This is a genomic window from Novosphingobium sp. BL-52-GroH (genome assembly GCF_044813085.1).
In the GTDB taxonomy this organism is placed as follows: Bacteria; Pseudomonadota; Alphaproteobacteria; order Sphingomonadales; family Sphingomonadaceae; genus Novosphingobium.
Genome location: NZ_CP171152.1, coordinates 3129925 through 3151649, shown reverse-complemented (window position 1 = coordinate 3151649; position 21725 = coordinate 3129925). Strand labels below are relative to the sequence as shown.

Below are 21725 nucleotides of genomic sequence, written 5' to 3'. Positions count from 1 at the left end.
GCCGGTCCGATCATTCCCTATTCCGTCGATTCATTCCCATATGCGACGATCGAGCGCCCAGGAGAGCAGCGATGACCGACCCGTTCGAACCCCTCCCCTGCCTCCACGATGGCGTCGCCCTCGAAGGCTACCTGGCGCGTCCGCGCGGTCCCGGCGCCTGGCCGGGCGTGCTCGTGTTCCCCGGCGCGACCGGGCCGGGCCCCAGCTTCGACGCGGCGCTGCGCGAACTTGCGGATGCAGGCTACCTCGCCGTCGCCGCCGACATGTACGGGCGCGGCGCAGACCTCTCGACGCCGCAGGCCGCCGGAGTCCATTTCGCCGAGATCCTGGCCCGCCCCGAAGCCTTGCGCGCGCGGGTCGTCGCGTGGTTCGAGGCGATCCGCGCCTTGCCCGGGGTCGATCCCGGGCGCATCGCCGCGATCGGGTACTGCTTCGGCGGCAAGTGCGTGCTCGAACTCGCACGCAGCGGGGCGGGGGTGGCCTGCGTATCGAGCTTCCACGGCCTGCTCGACACCCATGCCCCGGCGCGGCGCGGGGAGGTGACGGCGCGGGTCGCGGTGTGGTCCGGCGGGCGCGACCCCTACGCGCCGGTCGCCGCGTTCGACACCCTGCGCGCCGAGTTCGACGCGGCCGGCGTGGACTACCAGGCGACCCTCTTCGCCCGGGCCCGCCACGCCTTCACCGACCCCGACCATGACGGTATCGCCGAGGGGATCGCCTATGACCTGACGGCACACCGAATTGCCTGGAGCGGCACTCTCGCCCTCCTGGAGGCCAGCCTGGCGCAATGAAGTGCTGAACAAGTGTTACAATTGCGCAACAGCGACAAAAATATTCACTTTCACGATCTATATTTCACCATTGTGAACTAAAGCGCGCCTGGTTATTCTTGCAAACGGATCGGGGAATCGTACTCTTTCCCCAGCCCAATAATGGATGCCGGGCATTCGGCACGAGGGAGAGAGGACAGACGCGGGGGGCGTCGCATGCGGGTTCGTCCACGCATAGAACCGTCGTGCCCCTGCACCAAACTCCACCGACGAACGCACACGGACCGGCAAAGCCGGCCGCTCCCGCGCACCCCCGGCCGATAACGAGAACAACGTTTCCGGAGGAGAGGAAAGACATGATTGCACGCAACTCCAGGCATGGAAATCTCAGGATCGCGCTGATGCTGGGCGTGGCCTGCGCAGGAACCTCGATGGCGACGCCGGCGCTGGCGCAAAGTTCGGAGGCGATCAATCCGGGCGACATCATCGTCACCGCCCGCCGCACCGAGGAACGCCTGCAGGACGTTCCGATCTCGATGACCGTCTACAGCGGCGACCAGATCCAGAAGCGCAACATCGCGGTCGCTTCCGACCTTGCCGCCTTCACGCCCTCGCTCTCGGTCAACACCCGCTACGGTCCCGAGAAGTCGACCTACTCGATCCGCGGCTTCAACCAGGACGCGGCCACCGCGCCGACCGTGGGCGTCTACTTCGCCGACGTCGTGGGCGTGCGCGCGCAGGGCGGCACCGCGGGCGGCAACACCGTGGGCGCCGGAGCCTTCACCGACCTCCAGAACGTCCAGGTCCTCAAGGGCCCGCAAGGCACCCTGCAGGGCCGCAACACCACCGGCGGCGCGGTGATGCTGGTGCCCAGCAAGCCGACCGACCTGCTCGAGGCCTCGCTCGAAGGCACTTACGGCAACTACGACCAGCGCCGCATCCAGGCGATGTTCAACGCCCCGCTCGCCGATACCTTCAGGGTCCGCGTCGCCATCGACCGCAACGAGCGCGACGGCTACATGAAGAACCAGTCCGGCATCGGTCCCAGGGACTTCAACGACGTCAATTACTTCTACGGCCGCCTCAGCGTGGTCGCGGACCTGACGCCGGAACTCGAGAACTACACGATCGTCCACTACAGCCGCTCGGACACCAACGGCTACGCCTCGCACTACGAGTTCTGCGACCGCAATCCCGCCTCGCCGCTCGCCGGCGGCAGCCTCACCCGCTACTACACCTCGCTGGCCGCCTGCGACCAGATCGACCGCCAGGCCGCACGCGGCGACGGTCCGCTCGACGTCGACGTCGCCAACCCCAACCCGCGCATGTTCCTGCGCCAGTGGCAGGTCATCAACACCACCACCTGGCAGGCCAGCGACGCGATCACGGTGAAGAACATCGCCAGCTACGGCGAGTATCGCGAGCAGAGCCAGTTCCAGCTCTACAGCGACAACTTCCTCGTGCCCGACACCGCCGTCACCCGCTTCTTCGCCGGGCGTGGCGGTCCGCAGCCGGGCTCGCCCTTCGACTACGTCCAGTTGGGCACCCAGCCTGGCTACGACGCCGCGGCGGAATCGACGACCACCGAGGAACTGCAGGTCCAGGGCCGCTCCGCCGACGGCAAGTTCAACTTCGTGGTCGGCGGCTACCTCGAATTCAGCCGCCCGATCGGCTGGAACCAGCAGCGCACCGGCATCTACGGCAACTGCGCCGAGCCGGGCACGCTCGACTGCGCCGGCGGCCTCCCGCTGGTGCCGATCGCGCCCGGTGTGACGGTTCCGGGCGCGATCATTTCCGAATCGCGCACCCGGCTGGCCTTCGACAACCACGGCGTCTTCGCGCAGGGCACCTACAACTTCACCGACCAACTGGCCCTGACGCTGGGCGGGCGCTGGACCTTCGACAAGATCGACGGCTATTCGGAAAGCAACCGCTTCGTCCTCGCCACGATCCCGGGCCTGGGCACCCTGCCCGTCAGCCGCGTCTGCAACGACGTCCTCAACCACCCGACGGTGGACCTGCTGGCCAACGGCGGCGACACGTCGGCCTGCGGCACCCGCATCGTCAACAAGTCGAACAAGCCGACCTGGCTGATCGACGTCGACTTCAAGCCGACGCCCGATACCCTGCTCTACGCCAAGTACGCGCGCGGCTATCGCCAGGGCACCGTCAACTTCACCAATCCCGGCCTCGAAACCGCCCTGCCGGAGAAGGTCGAGGCCTACGAAGTCGGCGCCAAGCTGACCTTCCGCGGCGCGGTGCCGGGCTACTTCAACGTCGCCGGCTTCTGGAACGACTTCTCCAACCAGCAGGTCTTCGGCGCCCTGATCGCCAAGGAAGGCAGCGGGCTCGTCGGCGGCGCGGCGATCATCAACGCGGGCAAGTCGGTGATCCGCGGCATCGAGGTGGATACCGGCATCACCCCGTTCCGGGGCCTGCGGCTCTCGGCGGGATATACCTACCTCGACACCAAGCTGAAGGACCTGGTGGCGCCCACCCTGTCTGCCGACAGCCCGTTCGAGCAGATCATCCCGCGCGGCGTGATCGGCGGCCCGCTGACGTATTCGCCCAAGCACAAGCTGGCGCTCGCGGGCGACTATTCGGTCTCGCTGGGCGAGAACGTGGGCGAACTGACCTTCGGGGCGATCTTCACCTACACCGCCAAGCAGATGGTCGACGGCAACAACCAGATCCCCGGCTACGGCCTGCTCAACCTCAACGCCGGCATCAGCGACGTCGGCGGCACCGGCTTCGACGTGGTCGCCTTTGCCCAGAACGTGACCAACAAGCACTATCGCACCACGTCGGGCGGCGGCTTCGAATCCTCGGGCGTCGGCGACTTCATGTACGGCCCGCCGCGCATGTACGGCGTGCGCCTGAAATACGCCTTCGGCCAGTAGACCCCGACAAGGACCTGCGCCCGCCGCCGGCGCGCGCGCAGGTCCCCGGCCCCGCGAGGGCCCAACTCGAGCCACGCCCTCCACCCGGGCGTGGCTTCTTCGTGGAAGCGGCGCCCTACCCGGCCCCGAGCAGCCCGAAGCTGTCGTGCCGCATGACCGCCTTGCCCAGCCGGTCGACGAACTGGACGATCACCGGCGGATCGACGCGCCGGGTGATCGACCACAAGTAGTAGCCATAAGTCACGCCCTCGCGGTACTGGGCCCAGGCGGCCTCCGCGTCCGGCATCGCCGGGCCGTGCGCGCGCATCATCGCCAGGTACTCGCCGAGCAGGCGCCGTTCCTCGGCTTCGGCCACTGCGGTCGGCAGCACCGCGTTCAGGTGATAGGCGACGTCGAGCGCCCAGCCGCCGCGCTGGAGGAGCTGCCAGTCGATCACGCCCGGGCCTGCCGGGGTGCGAAAGACGTTGCCGGCATGCGCGTCGCCATGGACCAGGAACTGCGGCCGCGCGCCGTCGCGCCGCGCCAGTTCCCCGATCGCCACCGCGAGATTGGCCGCGCTGCGCACCCGGGGGGCAAGGCCGTCGCCGCGCGGACCGTCGAGCAGGTCCTGCAGTGCCTCGGCAGTGACGTAGCGCATCTGCGCCAGTTCCGCCGCCCGCGGGCGAATCCAGCCGGCGGCGCCAAGCAGGTCGCTGCGGGCATGGAGGAGCGACAATTGCTCCAGGCTGAGCACCGCATCGTCGGCGGTGAAGGGATCGAGCGCGGAGCAGAACCGCGCGCCATCCACGATCAGATCGCGCATGATCGTCACCGCCCGCTGCGCGTCCCGGTCGATCACCGTCGCCACGCACTCGGGCACCCGAACGGCGACGGCCGGCGCGACCTTGTTGTAGAACTCCGCCTCGAGCACGCAAGTCGGCCCGCCGCGCGCGGTCGCCGCGTCGACGTCCAGCAGGCCCTTGAGACACAGGCCGAGCCTCTCGCCGTCGTCGAACGTCACCGCGAAGCGCACTTTGGTGGCGACGGTGCGAATCACCTCGACCTGCTCGACCGCCGCGATCGCCCGCCCTTTCGCGATGTCGGCCAGCGCGCCGGCCAGCCACTGCGGCGCCAGCGCCTCGGCGAGCGTGGCCGGAACCGCGACCTGCGGCCGCGATGGCAACCGCTTTTCCAGACCCTGGGGCATGCCTTCTTCCTTTCCCGCCATTTCTCCGCATGGCTTGACCTAATTCGCTATTTCGGTCCATCCTTCACAATAGAGAATTTCAACGGCCACGCGATCATCGCTTCAAGGCCGGACTCGGGAGAGCGAGAGGCCCATGGGCAAGCCGCTGGATGGTATCAAAGTCGTCGAAGTCGCGATGTGGGCGTTCGTGCCGGCCTGCGGAGGCATGCTCGCGGACCTGGGGGCCGACGTCGTCAAGATCGAGCCGCCGAGCGGCGATCCCCTGCGGGGCCTCCAGATCGGCGGCCTGGGCGGAGGCGCGAGCGGTGAGCGGATCGACTTCTCCTGGGAAAGCTACAACCGCGGCAAGCGCTCGGTCACGCTCGACCTCAAGCAGGAAGCGGGACGCGCAGTGCTCTACCGGCTGCTGGAGGATGCGGACGTCTTCCTCACCAACCTGCTGCCGCCGGCGCGCCGGGCGATGCGGATCGACGAGGGGAGCATCCGCGCGGCCTTCCCCCGGCTCATCTACGCGAGCGGCAGCGCGCTGGGGCCCAACGGTCCGGACCGCGAGAAAGGCGGCTACGACGCGATCACCTTCTGGGCGCGCGGCGGCATCTCGTCGGCGCTGACCGACGTCGATGCGGCGCATCCGGTGGGGCCGCCGGGGCCCGCGTTCGGCGATACGCTCTCGGGCGCGATGCTGTCGGGCGCGATCTGCGCGGCGATCGCCCGGCGCGCGCTGGCGGGCGAGGTCTCGAGCGTCGACGTATCGCTGCTGGGCACCGCGCTGTGGTCGATGCAGCGCTACGTCTGCCAGGCGACGGCGGACGGCGTGCAGAAGTTCGCCAAGCCCGACGCCGACCGGCCCAACAACGTGCTGGTCGGCACTTACCGCACCTCGGACGGCCGCTTCGTGGCCTTGTGCATGCTGCAGGCGGACAAGTACTGGGCACCGTTCTGCGAGGCGGCGGGCCGCCCGGACCTCGCCGCCGACCCGCGCTTCGCCGATGCCGCCGCCCGGCGCGGCAACATCCGGGCCTGCCATGCCGCGGTGACCGCGCTCTTCGCCAGCAAGCCGCTGCCTGAATGGAGGCAGATCCTCTCGCGCCAGCAGGGCCAGTGGGACGTCGTGCAGGACGTGGGCGAGATGAAGGACGATGCCCAGGCGCAGGCCAACGGCTACCTCAAGCGCATCGATTGCGGCGACGGCACGCAGATCCCGATGGTCGGCCTGCCGATGCTGTTCGACGGCGCGCCGCTGCCCTCCACCCGCTCGCCCGACCTCGGGGCGCACAGCGACGCGGTGCTCGCCGGGCTGGGCTACTCGGAGGACGAGATCATCGACCTCAAGGTGCAGGGCGTGGTGTTCTGATGCCCGCGCGCAAGCTTCCGAGGCTGGAGCCGGAAACCGCGTTCTTCTGGACTTCGGGCGCGGACGGGGCCTTGCGCATCCAGCGCTGCGCCGACTGCGGCACCTACCAGCATCCGCCGTTCCCCCGCTGCGCCAGGTGCCACGGCGCGGCCCTCTCGCCCGAGGTCGTATCGGGCAAGGGCCGCCTCGCCAGCTACACCGTCAACCACGAGCCATGGCTGCCGGGCCTGCCCGTCCCGTTCGTGTTCGGCGTCGTCGAACTGGCCGAGCAGCCGCAGCTCTACGTCTTCACCAACGTCCTTGCCCCGATCGAGGCGGTGCGCGTGGGAATGCCGCTGGCGGTCGGGTTCGAGCGGCACGACGACGTCTGGCTGCCGATGTTCCGGGAAGACCCGGCATGACCCTGTTGCCCGAAAAGCTGGTGTGCATCACCGGGGCGGCGCAGTCGGAGGTCGGGCGCCCCTCGCCCCGCACCGCCCTGCAACTCACCGCCGACGCCTGCCTCGCCGCCATCGCCGATGCCGGACTCTCCCCCCGCGACATCGACGGCATCGCCACGTATCCGGGCAAGAGCGGCGAAGGCGGCGGCATCGCCCCGGTAAGCCCGTCCGAGGCCGCCGCGGTGCTGGGCATCGAGCCGCGCTGGATGCTCGCCTCGGCCGAAGGGTTCAGCCACATGGCGCCGATCTTCAACGCGGTGACCGCCATCGCCTGCGGCCTCGCGCGCCATGTCGTGGTGTTCCGCAGCGTCGCGCAGGCGCAGGCGCGGGCCGTGTCGCGCGCGTCCACGCTCATGGCCGGCGGCCGGGAACGGGTGGAGGGGAACAACGCCTGGACCGTGCCCTACAATGCGCTCTCGCCGGTCAATACCTTCGCCCTCTACGCGCAGGCCTACTTCGCCAGGTACGGCGCCACCGAGGCGCAACTGGGCGCCATCGCCGTCAACAGCCGCGCCAATGCCGCGCACAATCCCAACGCGATCTACCGCCAGCCGCTCGGCCTCGACGACTATCTCGCCAGCCGGGTGATCTCCTCGCCGCTGCGGCTGCTCGACTGCGATTCACACATCGACGGCTCGACCGCCATCGTCCTGTCGCACCGGCACGCCGGGCAGGACTTGCGCAATCCGCCGCTCCATATCGAGGCGATGGGCATGGCCGTGGGCGGCCTGTGGGTCGGCCGCCACGAGGGCGACTTCACCGCCATGCCCGCCGCCCGCCGCGCCGGCCGCATGCTGTGGGAGCGCACCGACCTGACGCCCGCCGCGATGGACTGCGCGCAGATCTACGACGGCTTCTCGATCCACGTCTGGATGTGGCTGGAGGCGCTCGGCCTCGTGCCGCCGGGCGAGGCCTGCCGCTTCGTCGAGGGCGGCGCGCGGATCGCGCTGGACGGCGAACTCCCGCTCAACACCGGCGGCGGCCAGCTCTCCGCCGGGCGCTTCCACGGCTACGGCCACATCCACGAGGCGACCGTGCAACTGTGGGGACGCGGCGGCGGGCGGCAGGTCCGGGACGCGAGGACCTGCGTGATCTCGAACGGCGGTTACGGCTACGGCGCCATGGTCCTGCGCCGCGATTAGCCTCTCGGCCGACGGCGAAGCGTTTGCACGGTCGAGCCGCAATCCGTCTCCGCGACCTCAACGCAACGCACGGCCGAGCGACCTCCATCTTGACTGAATCATTCGGAACTGCGATCATACGTTCACGATTTAGAATTTATAAGCCGCGAAGACGGCGCGAGAGGAGCCAGACGATGAGCGAAGCAGATCCGGCCATCAGCGACGGCAAGGCCACGCCATGGCCCTACGGCCCGATCTTCGACGCCGACGCCCACATCGATCCGCCCCACGACATGTGGAAGACCTACCTCCCCGCCCATCTGCGGGACCGCGCGCCTTTCATCGAGCACGCCGAGGACGGCGACTACATCTGCTTCGAGGGCAATCGCCGCCCGTTCCTGATGATAAACAACCAGGCCGGGCGCGAAGGGCGCAACTTCAAGATGAAGGGCCGCCTCGCCGACCAGCGCACCGTATGGGAGCCCGCCACCCGCCTCGCCGACATGGACGCGGATGGAATGGACGCCGCGCTGCTGTTCGGCGGCGGCCCGCTCGGCTCGTTCGACAACGAACTCTACCTCGCCAGCTACGTCGCCTACCAGGACTGGGTGACGGACTTCGCGTCCGCCGCCCCGGACCGGCTGTTCCCCGTCGGCTACGTGCCGATGCGCGACGTCGAGGAGACCTGCAGGCATGTGACACGCCTGGCCAGGAAGGGCTTCCGCGCCATCAACCTGCCCGCCTTCCCGCAGAACCCGGATGCGTGGAAGACTTCCTCGGGCATCGCCAACATGAAGGACGGCCAGGTCTCCGCGCTCACCGGCGACAGCAAGGGCGCGCTGCAATATTCCGACCCGGCGTTCGACCGGCTGTGGAAGACGGTCTGCGACCACGGCCTGGTCATCACCTTCCATCTCGGCGCCCGCGTGCCGCGCTTCGGGCAGAAGGCGTTCTTCCTCCCCGACATGCCGATGAGCAAGATGGCGATGGCCGAACCGATCGGCATCTTCATCTTCAACTGCATCTTCGATCGCTTCCCCGAGCTTCGCATCGGCAGCATGGAAAGCGGCGTCGGCTGGTTCGCCTGGTATACCGAATACATCACCCGCACCTGGGAACGGCAGCGCTTCTGGACCGAAAGCCAGCTCAAGCACCCGCCCAGCTACTACATGGACAGGAACGTCTACGGCTCGTTCATCCAGGACCGCACCGGCATCCTCAATCGCGACCTGCCGGGCGGCGGCAACATCATGTGGTCGTCGGACTACCCGCACTCGGAAACCACCTTCCCGACATCGCGCGAGGTGATCCTGCGCGATTTCGCCGGCGTGCCCGAAGCCGACGTGCGCGCCATCATCCACGACAACGCGCGCAAGCTGCTGGGGCTCGACTGACATGCTGGACGTCCTCACCGCCGACGACCCGCTCTACGAGGAACTCTACGACGTGCGCCGCGAGGCGGAGTCGGTGGGCAACTGGGTCGACGTCGCCGCGATCATGCCGGCAGTCCATGCCCTGCGCGCGCGCGGCCCGGTCCTCGCCGGACGGCTGCGCGAACTGCTGGGCCTGCCGCCGCACGAGCGCCACGCCCGCGCGGCCGGGCGGCCGCACTGGACGGTGCTGTCCTACGAGGCCTGCGAGGCGGCCCTGCGCGACACCGCGACCTTCTCCAATTCGGTGCAGGGCCACGACAACCCGGCGGGCGAGAAGTCCATGGGCATCCTCGAGATGGACCCGCCGGTCCATCGCGCCTACCGCCGCACCATCCAGCCCAGGTTCAACATGCCCGAGGCGATGGGCTGGTGGCGCGAGCACACCATCGACACGATCATCGAGCGCCTGATCGCACGCATGGCGACGGGGACCCGCGCCGACCTCAACCTCGACTACTGCGCGCGCATCCCGGTCTACACGATCACCACCGCGATCGGCCTCGACGGCGACGAAGCGCTGCGCTTCCGCCATGCCTATCTCAACTCCACCAGTGCCAGCCGCACGGTGACCATGGAGCAGCGCATCGCCAATGCCCGGATCGTCGAGAGCACTGTGCTCGGCCTCGTCGAGCGCCGCCGCGCCGAGCCGCGGGACGATCTCGTCAGCTTCCTGCTGGGCATGACGCTGCAGATCCCCGGCGATGCGCCGCGCCCCCTGACCGACCGCGAGATCCTCGCCCACGTCAAGCTGGTGATGGTGGCCGGCGGCGGCACGTCGTGGCGACAGATGGGCATCGCCCTGTTCGCCCTGCTGACGCACCCGGAGCAACTCGCAGCCGTCCGCGCCGACCGCGCGCTGGTCGACGATGCCATCGAGGAAAGCCTGCGCTGGAATCCCACCGCGCCGTACTTCTACCGCATGGTGACGAAGGACGTGGAGCTGTTCGGCCAGCACATCCCCGCAGGCGCGGTGCTGGAACTCGGCCTCGGCCCCGCCAACCGCGATCCGGCGCGCTGGGAACGGCCCGACGAATACGACCTGTTCCGCCCCAGAAAGAGCAACATGGCCTTCGGCCTCGGCACCCACCGCTGCCTGGGCATGAACGTCGCCCGGGTCGAGATCAACCGCGGCATCAACGCCCTGCTCGACCACTTCCCGCACTTGCGCCTCGACCCGGATGCACCGGCGCCCTTCATGACCGGCGGGCTGGAGCAGCAGGGGGTCTCGGGGCTGCCCGTGCTGCTGCGGTAAGCGCGGGGTTCCGCAACAAGGAACGCTGCGCGAAAGCGCCGGCACCGATCTTCCGCGGCGCTGTGCGACGGGGAGGATCGGTCCGCTTTCCTACACTTGCGCGATCGGGTTATCGTTCCGCGATGGCCCCCTCGTCGAACCCGACAACCGGAACGCACCCCCCGTCGGCGCGCCCGCCCACGCCCGGGGGACACCTTCCCCCTGGACCGTGTAAACCGTGTAAACCTGCCCTCACCGTCCAGCGCCGCTCACGCCACTTTCAGCCGTCGCCGCATCGCCGCCTCGTCCATCGTCGGGGTGCCGCGCAAGTGGCCGAGGCGCACGCCAGTGCAGGTCATCTTGAAGTGGGTGAAGTCCTCGTACCACTCCAGCCCCGCCGCGGACTTGCCGCCGATCTCCTCCCACAACGCCACCGTCTCGTCGCGGGTGCCCATGCCTTCGAGATACGCGCCGTGGGTCGAACTCCTGCCGTGCATGGTTTCGCCCAGGGTGCAGAACCAGGCGAGGTCGTGCAGCGCGCCGCCGAGCGAGGGCTGCTCCCAGTCCATCACCGCGACGACCCGGAAATCGTCGTCGAACATCATGTTGCCGATCCGCGCGTCGCCCCAGACGAGGCCTTCGGGATCGTGCGCCGGCCACGCGGCCTCGAGCCGGACGAGGGCATCGCGCAGGACCGGCTGGGGAGCGGTCTCCTCGAGCCAGGCGGTGAAGCGGCGGTACTTGTCCCACTCCTGCGCCAGCCCGGTCCCCGCCGCGCCCGCGAGGAAGCCGAGCCGGGAGACGGGCACCCGCTGGATCAGCGCGAGCTGCGCGACGGCATTGCGCCACAGCGTCCGGCGCTGGTCGGGAGAGGCGTCGTGCAGCCAGCCCTCGCGCGCATAGGCCGGGATCGAGACGGGCACGCGGCCCCGCTTCCTCTCCATCACGAAGAAGGCGTTGCCGAGCACCGCGGGGTCCTCCTCGAACCACAGCGGGCGCGCGACGCGGACATCGCTTTCCTGCGCCAGCAGCTTCATCACCCGGTACTGCTCGTCGAACAGGTCGTCGGGAAAGACAGTGAAGGCCCCGGGCTTGATCCGCACGACGCAGCCCTGGGAATGGTCACGACCGCCCTGGCTCCAGTGCGCATCGAACAGCACCGTCTCGTGGCTCTGCCCGGCGCCGCGCGGATAGGCGAGGTCGGTGACGGCGATCCCGGTGGCGCCCGCCAAGCGGCCCGAGAGCCAGTGCACGAGCCGGGCCGCCAGTTCCTCCAGGTCCCGCGTCTCAGGGGCGACGATCACGTCCGACAAGGCCTCTCTCCCATTGCTATTTTTCTATATTGCGAATTTATTTTCCCCTATTTGTAAAACGACAGCGACGTCCGGTCAAGCGAGGCGCCCCTCGCCGGGGCAGGATTTCAGCGGGAAGGTAGAACGCAGTCCGCGGCGCTACGCGGACTGCCTGACCTCGTCAGCCGGCGTCGCCGCGACCGGAGATGAAGCTGGAGATGCGCTCGCAGGTCTGGGCGAGGCGGTGGCCTGCCGCGCTGAGGGCACTGCCGTCCATGGCGCCGTGGAAACCCGCCATGACCAGCGCCATCATCACGCGATTGCGGCTGTCGTAGATGGGCGCCATCAGCGCCATCAGCGGGTAGCTGCGTTCCGGCTCGATCGTCACCTGGGGCACCACCGGCGGGTCCTCGGTCCCGGAGCGCATGCCGACGCCTTCCTCCACGCCCGGCCTGCGGACCAGGGCGACGAAGCCCTCGTCGCGCACGAACTCGAGCGCGGCGCGAAACTGGGTCAACTGGTCGTCACCGAGCGGCGGGTCGATGCGAGCCGCCCAGGCTTCGGCGTCGCGAGGGGCGCGGGCGTAGTAGACGGTGGCCTGTATCCAGCGCAGCGGCATGCGCGTGCCCAACGGCACCGGGTAGCCGATGTGGCTGAGAGAGGCCGCCCGCTCGCGCAAGTGGATGACGTCGCCTTCGAGGAAATAGGCGCCGCAGACCACGTCGAACTCGTCGGCCAGACTGCGCATTTCGGGCTGGGCGACCTGCAGTGGCGAGAAATGGTCCGCCGCCGTGCGCCCGATCGCCGCAAGCGCGGGGCCGAGCACGTACGTCTTGTCGGTGGTGCGGTAGAGATAGCCCACGTCGACCAGCCCGGTCAGCAGCGCGTGGCAGGTCGCCCGGCTCAGCTTCAGGGCGCGCACGAGGTCGGTCAGCGCGAAGGCCTGCCCCGGATGGTCGGCGATGAAGTTGAGGATGGCGGCCACGCGGGCCACGCCTGGGGAGGAACGCGACATGGGTTCTTTCGCTATTTCGAATGCCCGGCCTATCGGCAAGTCTCCGGGTTCGTCAATAGCCGCGCCTGTTCGTCATCGTGACGACGGCGGCGCCTCCCCCGCCAGCTTCTCCTCGACCAGCCTCTCCTCGACCAGCCTGGCCACGTCGCGCCGGGCGACCTTGTTGGAATGGAGCAGCGGCACTTCCTCGCGCGCCAGCCGGACGTAGGCGCGCGGCACCTTGTAGCTCGACAGCCGGCGCCGAAGCTCCGCCTCGATGGCGGCGAAGTCGAGGTCCGCCCCTTGGCGCGGGACCACGGCGGCGACCAGCAGCGACCCGCGCTCCTTGTCCGGAATGCCCACGACATAGGCGCTGTGGACCCCGGTGAGCGCCTGCAGTTCCATCTCCACCTCGGCGGGCGAGACGTTCGAGCTGGCCACCTTTATCATGTCGCCCCCGCGCCCGACGAAATGGACGCGGCGGCCTTCGGCCCGCTCCTCGATCGTGCACAGGTCGCCGGTGCGGTAGTATCCGTCGGGCGTGTAGTGCTCGGCCCTCTCGATCTTGTGCAGGCCGTCGGCAACGGGATAGCCGCGCACCTGCATCTCGCCGACTTCGCCCGCGGCGACCGGGTGGTTGGCGGCATCGGCGATGCGGATCTCGTAGCCGGGGGCGAAGTGGTCCATCGGCGCGCAGACGGGATGCCCCGGCGCGCGGAAGTCGTCGCCCCACGAATAGGGCCCCAGCGTCTCGCTCATGCCCAGGCCCCACCAGGGGCGGGGGCCCCGGATCAGCGCGAGGTCCTCCTCGGCCAGGACGCTGCCCATGGCGAAGCGGCTGTTCGACAAGGTCCGCTCGGTGCACACGACCACGGCGCCCGCCTCGAGGCCGGGGACGAGGTACATCATCAGCCCGCCCACCCAGAACATCGGCAGCACGCAGGGCACGCGCTTGCCGGGAACGTGGTTCATCATCGCGCGCATGGTGCGGCTGCGGAAGCAGACCGGGCCATGGCCATGGCGCACCCCTTTGGGCAGTGCCATCGAACCGGAGGTGTAGATTTCCACCATCTGGTCGGTGGGATGCACTTCGTTCTCGATCGCGCGCAGCAGTTCGTCGGACACGCTGGCAGCGGCCTCGGTCAGGAAGGCGAGCGGGACGATGCAGGGCGGCAGGTCCTCGCCCTCCGAGACGATCCAGCGCAAGTAGGGCGCCTGGGTGGTCCGCAGCGCGCCGCCGCCCTGCCCTGCAAGCTCGGGCAGCGCGTCGAGGATGCGCCGGGCATAGTCCTTGCCCAGCAGCGTGCGCTGGACGACGAGGCCCTGCACGTCGCTCTGGCGCAGCACCCGCACCAGTTCGCCGGCGCGGATCATCGTGCTGATCGGCACCGCCACCGCGCCGATCCGGCTGATCGCTGCGAGCAGGACCGCGAAGTCCGGCCCGTTGCCCTGGATGAACCCCACTCGCGCGCCCTTGCCGATCCCGCGCGCGACGAGCCCCCGCGCCAGCAGGGCGGAGCGTTCGTCGAGCGCGCGATAGGTGATCGTGGCGACGACCTCGTCGCCATCTTCCAGCACGACGGCCGGAGCGTCGCCGTAGGCGGCCGCGGCAGTGCGGACAAGGCGGGCGAACGTACCTGCTTCGGCGGAGTCCGAAAAAGTCGGTGGCGATGCGTCGCTGCTCACTTTTTCCCGTTCCCTCCCACGCTCGCCCGATGCAGGATCACGCCAGGCTGGGACCTGCACGGCAGGCGTTTTCCCCGGGCATCAATTCGCCATTGGAAATAAGTCGTCGATATTGAGGATAATCGCCGGTGCCGCAATCGGGCTGCGGATCGCCCCTGCGAATACCGCCCCGGCGGCGTCGCCTGCCGACTGCCTTGCCATTGCCGACGACGCACCGGCACCGTGAACCGGGCGGGCCCTAGCTTTCCGCGAAGGTGTACGGCTGCGCTGCCCTGCGGTAGTCGTCGGCCAGCACGTCGCGCCCGATCGGCGGGACCGACCGGGCAGTGCATTCGGCGCGCTGGCACAGGCGGCAGGTCACGCCGATGGGGGTGGTCGGCGCGGTCGCGGGGTCGGCCTTCCCGGCATAGACCAGCCGCCCCGCCTGCTCGGCCGCGCAGGCCAGCGCCACGGCGCGCAGCACGCGCGGCGCCCCGTAGCCGGTCGCCCCGCCGGTGACGGTACGCGCGATCGAGAAGAAGCGCTCTCCGCCAGGCAGTTCGAGCCATTGCGTCGCGATCTCGCCGGGCCGGCGGAAAACCTGGTGGACACTCCACAGGGGGCACCCGCCGCCGTGCGCGGCGAAGGGGAAGCCGGCACCGTCGAGCCGCTTGGAGATGTTGCCCGCCTCGTCCACGCGGATGAAGAAGAAGCCGACGCGCTCCTCGCCGGGACGTTGCAGCGTGGTGAGGCGATGGGCCACCTGCTCGAAGCTGGCGCCGAACAGCGCGCACAGCGCATCGATGTCGTAGCCGCGCTGCTCCACCGCGCGGGCGAAGCGACCATAGGGCATGACGATCGCCGCCGCCGCGTAGCCGGCCAGCGCGCGCAGCAGCAGGGTCGCGGTGGTTCGGCTGGAGAAGCTCTCGGCGCGGATCGCCTGCTTGATCTCGCTGCGCAGCGCGGTGTGGGCAATGTGCGTGGCGATCTGGAACGTGCGGCTGGCGGCATCGAGCGTGTCGGCGATCAGGAGTTGCTGGTTGTGCCGGTCGAAACGGCGCAGCGATTCCATCAGCACGTCGGGCGGCAGGAAGCGCACGCGCACGCCCTTGTCGGCCAGCCAGGCGGTGGCGCCGCCCGCCTTGTCGATCTCGGCCGCGAGATCCTCGGCGCGGGTGTCGAGGGCGTGGAAATAGTTGCGTGACTGCGCAAGGAAGCGTTGGGCCTCGCGCACCGGCTCGTTCTCGTCCGCGCCGGGCCCGGCGGCGCGCTGCTCGGCCAGGGCCTGCGCCTCGCGCGTGTAGGCCTGGTGCAGGCGCAGCAGCGCTTCGGAGACGCCGGGGAAGCTGGTGGCAAGGTCCGCCACTTCGAGCGCGGGCAAGTCGATGTCGGCGAAGATCGGGTCGCGCAGCACGTCGCCCAGGCGGCGCGCGTAGTCGGAGCCGTCGTCGCCGGCGATCTCGGCGATGTCGAGCCGATAGGTGCGCGCCAGTCGCAGCAGCATGTCCGCCGTGACCGGCCGCTGGTTGCGCTCGATCAGCGCGACGTAGCTGGGCGATATCTCGAGGTCGTCGGCCATCGCCTGCTGGGTGAGGCCCAGCTCACGACGCAGACGGCGCAGGCGCGGGCCGAGGTACAAGGGACGATTTTCAGCCATTTTCACTCCGTCGCCCAGGGCCCGATCCGGAACCGTAGGGTACTTTCGAGGCGATAGCTCGCCATGGGCCACCGCTCCGTCGGGCCCTAAACCAAGCATGCGTGGCCTTGCCCAAGTTCCCGGATCAAGTCCGCGATGACGACCCCTAAAACCGCTTTGTCATTACCACACAACTTTACAAAGAACATCTGTAAAGTTTGACAACAGCACCACACGGCGCATTCCAGCGCGAAAAGATCCCGCCTACCTGCAGATCATCGAACGCAGACATTCCGCCAAGAGGAACCCGAATCGTGACCTACCAGAGCAAGATCATCGAAGCCGGCAAGGCCATCGGCGCAGAAGCCCACTGGAACGGGATCGAACCGGAATCGGTCGCCCGCATGCGTTTGCAGAACCGCTTCCAGACCGGCCTCGACATCGCCCGCTACACCGCGCGCATCATGCGCCAGGACATGGCGGCCTATGACCAGGACCCCGCCAACTACACCCAGTCGCTGGGCTGCTGGCACGGGTTCATCGGCCAGCAGAAGATGATCTCCATCAAGAAGCACTTCGGCACCACCAAGGGGCGCTACCTGTACCTCTCGGGCTGGATGGTCGCGGCGCTGCGCAGCGAGTTCGGGCCCCTGCCCGACCAGTCGATGCACGAGAAGACCTCCGTCCCCGCGCTGATCGAGGAACTGTACACCTTCCTGCGCCAGGCCGACGCGCGCGAACTGGGCGGCCTGTTCCGCGATCTCGACAAGGCCCGCGAGGGTGGCGACGAGATGGAAGCCAAGCGCCTCGAACACGCGATCGACACCTATGAGACGCACGTCGTCCCCATCGTCGCGGACATCGACGCCGGCTTCGGCAACGCGGAAGCGACGTACCTGCTCGCCAAGAAGTTCATCGAGGCCGGCGCGTGCTGCATCCAGATCGAGAACCAGGTCTCGGACGAGAAGCAGTGCGGCCACCAGGACGGCAAGGTCACGGTCCCGCACGAGGACTTCATCGCGAAGATCCGCGCGGTCCGCTACGCCTTCATGGAACTGGGCGTCGACGAGGGCCTGATCGTTGCCCGCACCGACTCGCTGGGCGCCGGCCTGACCAAGCAGATCGCCTTCACCCGCGAGGCCGGCGACATCGGCGACCAGTACAACTCGTATCTCGACTGCGAGGAAGTCGAGACCGTGGGCCACGGCGACGTCCTCATCAGCCGCGACGGCAAGCTGCTCAAGCCCAAGCGCCTGCCCAGCAACCTCTACCAGTTCCGCGCCGGAACCGGCGAGGACCGCTGCGTGCTCGATAGCATCCACGCCTTGCAGAACGGCGCGGACCTGCTGTGGATCGAGACCGAAAAGCCGCACATCGGCCAGATCGGCGGCATGGTCAGCCGCATCCGCGAGGTGATCCCCAATGCCAAGCTGGTCTACAACAACTCGCCCAGCTTCAACTGGACGCTCAACTTCCGCCAGCAGGTCTACGATGCCTGGGAAGCGGCGGGCAAGGACGTCTCGGCCTTCGACCGGTCGCGCCTGATGAGCATCGACTACGACGGCACCGAGCTGGCCGACGAGGCAGACGAGCGCATCCGGACCTTCCAGAGGGACTCGGCGCGCGAGGCAGGCATCTTCCACCACCTCATAACCCTGCCGACCTACCACACCGCGGCGCTGTCGACCGACAACCTCGCCAAGGAGTACTTCGGGGACGCCGGCATGCTCGGCTACGTCAAGGGCGTGCAGCGCCAGGAGATCCGCCAGGGCATCGCCTGCGTCAAGCACCAGAACATGGCCGGCTCGGACCTGGGCGACGACCACAAGGAATACTTCGCCGGCGAAGCCGCGCTCAAGGCCGGCGGCGCGCACAACACGATGAACCAGTTCGCCGCCTGAAGCGGCTGGGGGGAACCAGTTCACCGCCTAAATCCTCCCCCTCGGGGGAGGAACAGTTCTCACGACCCGCAGCAAGGAAAGGATACCAGCATGACGACCACGACAGCAGAACCGGCCCGCGCCCGCGCGGTGCTCTCGAACCAGGACTTCAAGCTCCTCCAGGAAGCCGTCCTGTTCTATCTCAAGGCGCACGAGGACGATCCGATCTCGTCGCAGTATTCCAACCTCTATCACCGTCTCGGCAGCGCGGTTCGCCGCTGAGGCAAGAGTTTTCCTGGGGAGGAAAGCTTGGCCCGTCGTACCATCCGGTGCGGCGGGCCATTTGCGTGGGCGCCCTCCGAGCGGCGGACCCGGCCTTGGCCCGGCCTCCACGATCGCACGGCAGCGCCCAGCCGATACCGTGCCCGGATCGTGATGGACGGAAAATTAACCCCTCTGCCATAGCCTGCCCGAAACCAGGTGGGAAACGGCGTGTATTTGGGGCTCAATCACGAACAATCCGGCGCCTCGACGGGTGACGCGGTCATGCCCTCGCTCGACACGGCGTTGCAGGCCGCCTCGCTGGCCGAGAAACGGCTGCGCGAGGCGATCGAGGCCATGCCCCAGGGCATCGTCTTCCTCGACGAGGAAGACCGCTATATCCTGTGGAACGAGAAGTACGCCCAGATCTACGAGAAGTCGGCCGATCTGCTGAAGCCCGGCGTCAAGCTGGCCGACGCGCTGCGCGTCGGCATAGAGCGCGGCGACTATCCCGAAAGCACCGGGCGCGAGGAGGAATGGCTCGCCGAACGCATCGCCCAGTTGCACCAGCCCGGCCAGCGCCACGAGCAGCGCCTGGCCGACGGCCGCTGCATCCTGATCGAGGAACGCCGCATCGAGGGCGGCGGCACCATCGGCATCCGCGTCGACATCACCGACCTGAAGCAGAAGGAGGAGACCTTCCGCCTGCTGTTCGAGCGCAACCCCCTGTCGATGCTGGTCTACGACCTCGAAACCGGGCGCATCCGCGCCGCCAACGAAGCCGCCTGCGCCCTGCTGGGCTATGCGCCGGGGGAGATGGAGGGCCTGCCCGCCCACGTCCTGTTTCCGCAGACCCTTTGGCCCAGCGCGGCCGAACTGCTGGCCGCCGACCATTCCGACACCCGCGACTGCTGGCAGATGCTGCGCCGCGACGGGGCCTGCGTCGACGCGGTGATCTCCACCCGCCTCTCGGAGCTGGAGGACTACGCCGGCACCATCGTCGCGATCTTCGACGTCACCGAGCGCCGCCGGATCGAGCAGCGCATGGCGCACATGGCCCGTCACGACGAACTGACCGGCCTCGCCAACCGCGCCCATTGTCGCGCCTACCTGCGCGAGATCCTCGACCGCTCCGCCAATGGATCGGGCCCCGGCGAGACCGTCACGCTCGCCCTCGTCGACCTCGACCACTTCAAGCCGGTCAACGACACCTACGGTCATCACTTCGGCGACGTCGTACTGACCGAGGCGGCGGCGCGCATGCGCGAGCTGATCCCGCCCGAAGCCCTGCTGTGCCGCATCGGCGGCGACGAATTCGCCGTGATCTTCCGCCGCTCCAGCCTCACCCAGGCCGAGCTGGTCTCCAAGTCGATCATCACCACCCTGTCCGAGCCGTTCTTCGTGCAGGGGCACATGATCCACATCGGCGCCACCATCGGCTTCGCCTCGTCCCCCTACGACAGCCGCGATGCCGAAACGCTGATGCGCTACGCCGACCTCGCGCTCTATGCCGCCAAGGGTGAGCGTCGCGGCACCTGCCGGGGCTTCGAGGCCGGCATGGACGCCGCCGCGCAGGAAAAGAATCGCCTCGAGAAGGACCTGCGCGCCGCGGTCCGCGACGGCATCCTGGAAGTGCACTACCAGCCGATCGTCGACCTGCAGAGCGGCGCGGTAGAGTGCTACGAGGCCCTGCTGCGCTGGAACCATCCAGAGCGCGGCGCGGTGCCGCCCGACGTGTTCGTGCCGCTGGCCGAGGAAATGGGCCTGATCGACCAGATCGGCCGCTTCGTCCTCAACTGCGCCTGCTCCGAGGCGATGCGCTGGCCAGAGAGCGTTCGCGTCTCGGTCAACGTCTCGCCGCTGCAGTTCCGCAACGGCAACCTGCTGAGCACGGTCATCAATGCCCTCTCCACCTCGGGCCTGCCCGCCGAGCGGCTGGAACTGGAAATCACCGAGGCGGTGCTGATGGAGAAGGGCCCGCGCCCCGCCGCGATCATCCGCAACTTGCGCGCCTTCGGCATCGGCATCTCGCTCGACGATTTCGGCACCGGCTATTCCTCGCTGAGCTACCTGCTCAACTACCCCTTCACCAAGATCAAGATCGACAAGTCGTTCATCCTCAACCTGCACGAGGAAGCGAGTTCGCGGGCGGTCATCCGCGCCGTCATCGGCCTCGGCCGGAGCCTGGGCCTCACCGTCGCCGCAGAAGGCATCGAGCGCGACATCGAGCGCGACTACTTGCGCGACGAAGGGTGCACGCAAGGGCAAGGCTACCTTTTCGGCAAGGCCCAGCCGCCCCTCGAGATCGAGACCACCGCGACGTCCCGCGCGGCGTGAGTTCCAATCCCCGCCGCACCCTACCGCCGTCCCCCGGCGACCCGCCCCCTCAGGCGACGATGGCGCGGCGGCAGAATTCCCACAGGTCCTCGGCCAGCCCCTCACGCTCGGCAGGGTCGGCCGCGCCGCCCTCTTCGGCGAGCAGCACGGTATGCACCGTGGTCGAGACGAGGTTGTAGATCAGCCGCGCCTGGAGCTGCGGGTCGGCGGCGCGGAACACGCCTTTGCCGACGCCTTCGGCGACATGCCCGGCGATCAGGTCGAGCAGCGGCTCGAGCGCCGAGTTCAGCTCCGAGGGGCGCGTCTGCGCGAGGCGAAGGTGCTCGCGGCTGAGCGCGGCGCCGCGGCGGTTCGCGCCCATGCGGTCCTGCCCCAGTTGCCCGACGACGATGCCCGTGACGACCGCCCGCAGCGCCTCGACCGGCCCGGCGCAACGCGCGGTGATCTCGCGGAACTGCAGCGCCGCCGTGCGCAGCGAGCTGTCGAACACCGCCAGCACGAGATCGTCCTTGCCCTGGAAGCGCTCGTAGAACGCCCGGCGCGCAAGGCCGGCACGCGCCAGCACCGCACGGATCGTCAACCCCTCCAGGCCCGCCTCGTCGAGCAGGTCGTAGGCGGCCCGGATCAGCAGAAGCGTGCGGTCGCCATCGCCGTCGGGCGCGGAGGGGAGCGAGAAAAGCGCGGGATATGTGGTTGCCATCCCTGCCAGCTAAGCCCGGAAGCCGCGCGGGTCCAGCCTGCGGTCCTGCAAAATCGGACATCCGCCGCCCGCTCGCGACAAGTGCGGTCGAGACTGTCCGCACTGCGATTGACTCCGCACCGTCCCTCGGAGTACAAATCCGAGAACGCTGTTCTCAAAGACAGGAAGAGAGAGGGTCCATGGCCAAGGTCACATACGTCGATCACACCGGCGCCGCACGGGAGGTAGACGTCGCCGTCGGCGAAAACGTCATGCGCGGTGCGCTCTACAACGGCATCGAGGGCATTACCGGAGAGTGCGGCGGCGGGCTCTCGTGCGCCACCTGCCACTGCTACGTCGACGAGGCCTGGATGGAGGCTGCCGGAGGCCCCTCGTCCGAGGCCGAGGCCGAACTGCTCGAATCCGCGGCGGCCGAAGTGAAGCCCGCCAGCCGGCTGTCGTGCCAGCTCGTCGTCACCGAGGCGCTCGACGGGCTCGTCGTCCACATGCCCGAGCACCAGTTCTGAACGCGCCGGAAAGCGAGAC

At 68.7% G+C, this 21725-nt stretch carries 17 protein-coding genes; 11 read left to right on the top strand and 6 right to left on the bottom strand.

Annotated features, from left to right (window positions below; genetic code table 11):
• Positions 1 to 71: 71 nt before the first annotated feature.
• Positions 72 to 791 (top strand): dienelactone hydrolase family protein, encoded by a 720-nt coding sequence (locus ACFFDA_RS27790; RefSeq protein WP_404480476.1) that lies wholly within the window; start codon positions 72 to 74, stop codon positions 789 to 791.
• 335 nt (positions 792 to 1126) lie between these two features.
• Positions 1127 to 3670 (top strand): TonB-dependent receptor, encoded by a 2544-nt coding sequence (locus ACFFDA_RS27785; protein ID WP_404480475.1) that lies wholly within the window; start codon positions 1127 to 1129, stop codon positions 3668 to 3670.
• Between the two features lie 115 nt (positions 3671 to 3785).
• Here ACFFDA_RS27785 and ACFFDA_RS27780 read toward each other — a convergent pair whose 3' ends face one another.
• Positions 3786 to 4856 carry an aminoglycoside phosphotransferase family protein gene (locus tag ACFFDA_RS27780; protein WP_404480474.1) on the bottom strand — a complete coding sequence of 357 codons (1071 nt, stop codon included), beginning with the start codon at positions 4854 to 4856 and terminating at the stop codon, positions 3786 to 3788.
• A 133-nt stretch (positions 4857 to 4989) separates the two neighbouring features.
• Between ACFFDA_RS27780 and ACFFDA_RS27775 the strand changes: the two genes are divergently transcribed.
• From ACFFDA_RS27775 to ACFFDA_RS27755, 5 genes are all read left to right on the top strand, one after another.
• The gene (locus tag ACFFDA_RS27775) at positions 4990 to 6210 is read left to right on the top strand and encodes a CaiB/BaiF CoA transferase family protein (RefSeq protein WP_404480473.1); all 1221 of its coding nucleotides are present in this window, start codon (positions 4990 to 4992) and stop codon (positions 6208 to 6210) included.
• Positions 6210 to 6611: a Zn-ribbon domain-containing OB-fold protein gene (locus ACFFDA_RS27770; RefSeq protein ID WP_404480472.1), complete on the top strand. Its 402-nt coding sequence runs from the start codon at positions 6210 to 6212 to the stop codon at positions 6609 to 6611. The genes ACFFDA_RS27775 and ACFFDA_RS27770 overlap by 1 nt, the downstream gene beginning before the upstream one ends.
• Positions 6608 to 7792 (top strand): thiolase family protein, encoded by a 1185-nt coding sequence (locus tag ACFFDA_RS27765; protein WP_404480471.1) that lies wholly within the window; start codon positions 6608 to 6610, stop codon positions 7790 to 7792. Before ACFFDA_RS27770 ends, ACFFDA_RS27765 begins: the two co-directional genes overlap by 4 nt.
• 173 nt (positions 7793 to 7965) lie before the next feature.
• Positions 7966 to 9165, top strand: a complete 1200-nt coding sequence (locus tag ACFFDA_RS27760; protein ID WP_404480470.1) for an amidohydrolase family protein — start codon at positions 7966 to 7968, stop codon at positions 9163 to 9165.
• A gap of 1 nt (position 9166) precedes the next feature.
• On the top strand, positions 9167 to 10456 hold the full coding sequence (locus ACFFDA_RS27755) for a cytochrome P450 (RefSeq protein ID WP_404480469.1): 1290 nt from the start codon (positions 9167 to 9169) through the stop codon (positions 10454 to 10456).
• 248 nt (positions 10457 to 10704) lie between these two features.
• Here the strand turns inward: ACFFDA_RS27755 and ACFFDA_RS27750 are convergent, their stop codons facing one another.
• From ACFFDA_RS27750 to ACFFDA_RS27735, 4 genes are all read right to left on the bottom strand, one after another.
• Positions 10705 to 11739 carry a phosphotransferase family protein gene (locus tag ACFFDA_RS27750; protein ID WP_404482899.1) on the bottom strand — a complete coding sequence of 345 codons (1035 nt, stop codon included), beginning with the start codon at positions 11737 to 11739 and terminating at the stop codon, positions 10705 to 10707.
• 169 nt (positions 11740 to 11908) lie between these two features.
• On the bottom strand, positions 11909 to 12742 hold the full coding sequence (locus tag ACFFDA_RS27745; RefSeq protein ID WP_404480468.1) for an IclR family transcriptional regulator: 834 nt from the start codon (positions 12740 to 12742) through the stop codon (positions 11909 to 11911).
• 72 nt (positions 12743 to 12814) lie between these two features.
• A complete protein-coding gene (locus tag ACFFDA_RS27740; RefSeq protein ID WP_404480467.1) occupies positions 12815 to 14407 on the bottom strand; it encodes a class I adenylate-forming enzyme family protein in 1593 nt (530 codons plus the stop codon).
• Positions 14408 to 14645: 238 nt separating this feature from the next.
• Positions 14646 to 16043, bottom strand: coding sequence for a short-chain fatty acyl-CoA regulator family protein (locus ACFFDA_RS27735; RefSeq protein ID WP_404480466.1), 1398 nt, complete (start codon positions 16041 to 16043; stop codon positions 14646 to 14648).
• A 293-nt stretch (positions 16044 to 16336) separates the two neighbouring features.
• Here ACFFDA_RS27735 and ACFFDA_RS27730 point away from each other — a divergent pair, with 293 nt between their 5' ends.
• The 3 genes from ACFFDA_RS27730 to ACFFDA_RS27720 all read left to right on the top strand — a co-directional run bounded on the left by ACFFDA_RS27730 (position 16337) and on the right by ACFFDA_RS27720 (position 20500).
• Entirely contained in the window at positions 16337 to 17923 is a 1587-nt protein-coding gene (locus ACFFDA_RS27730) for an isocitrate lyase (protein WP_404480465.1), read from the top strand.
• Between the two features lie 90 nt (positions 17924 to 18013).
• Positions 18014 to 18184 (top strand): hypothetical protein, encoded by a 171-nt coding sequence (locus ACFFDA_RS27725; protein WP_404480464.1) that lies wholly within the window; start codon positions 18014 to 18016, stop codon positions 18182 to 18184.
• 210 nt (positions 18185 to 18394) lie between these two features.
• Entirely contained in the window at positions 18395 to 20500 is a 2106-nt protein-coding gene (locus ACFFDA_RS27720; RefSeq protein WP_404480463.1) for a putative bifunctional diguanylate cyclase/phosphodiesterase, read from the top strand.
• Positions 20501 to 20549: 49 nt separating this feature from the next.
• On the opposite strand, the gene ACFFDA_RS27715 is transcribed toward ACFFDA_RS27720, so the two are convergent.
• Entirely contained in the window at positions 20550 to 21200 is a 651-nt protein-coding gene (locus ACFFDA_RS27715; RefSeq protein WP_404480462.1) for a TetR/AcrR family transcriptional regulator, read from the bottom strand.
• A 179-nt stretch (positions 21201 to 21379) separates the two neighbouring features.
• Between ACFFDA_RS27715 and ACFFDA_RS27710 the strand changes: the two genes are divergently transcribed.
• Positions 21380 to 21706, top strand: a complete 327-nt coding sequence (locus ACFFDA_RS27710; protein WP_404480461.1) for a 2Fe-2S iron-sulfur cluster-binding protein — start codon at positions 21380 to 21382, stop codon at positions 21704 to 21706.
• The last annotated feature ends 19 nt before the right edge of the window (positions 21707 to 21725 follow it).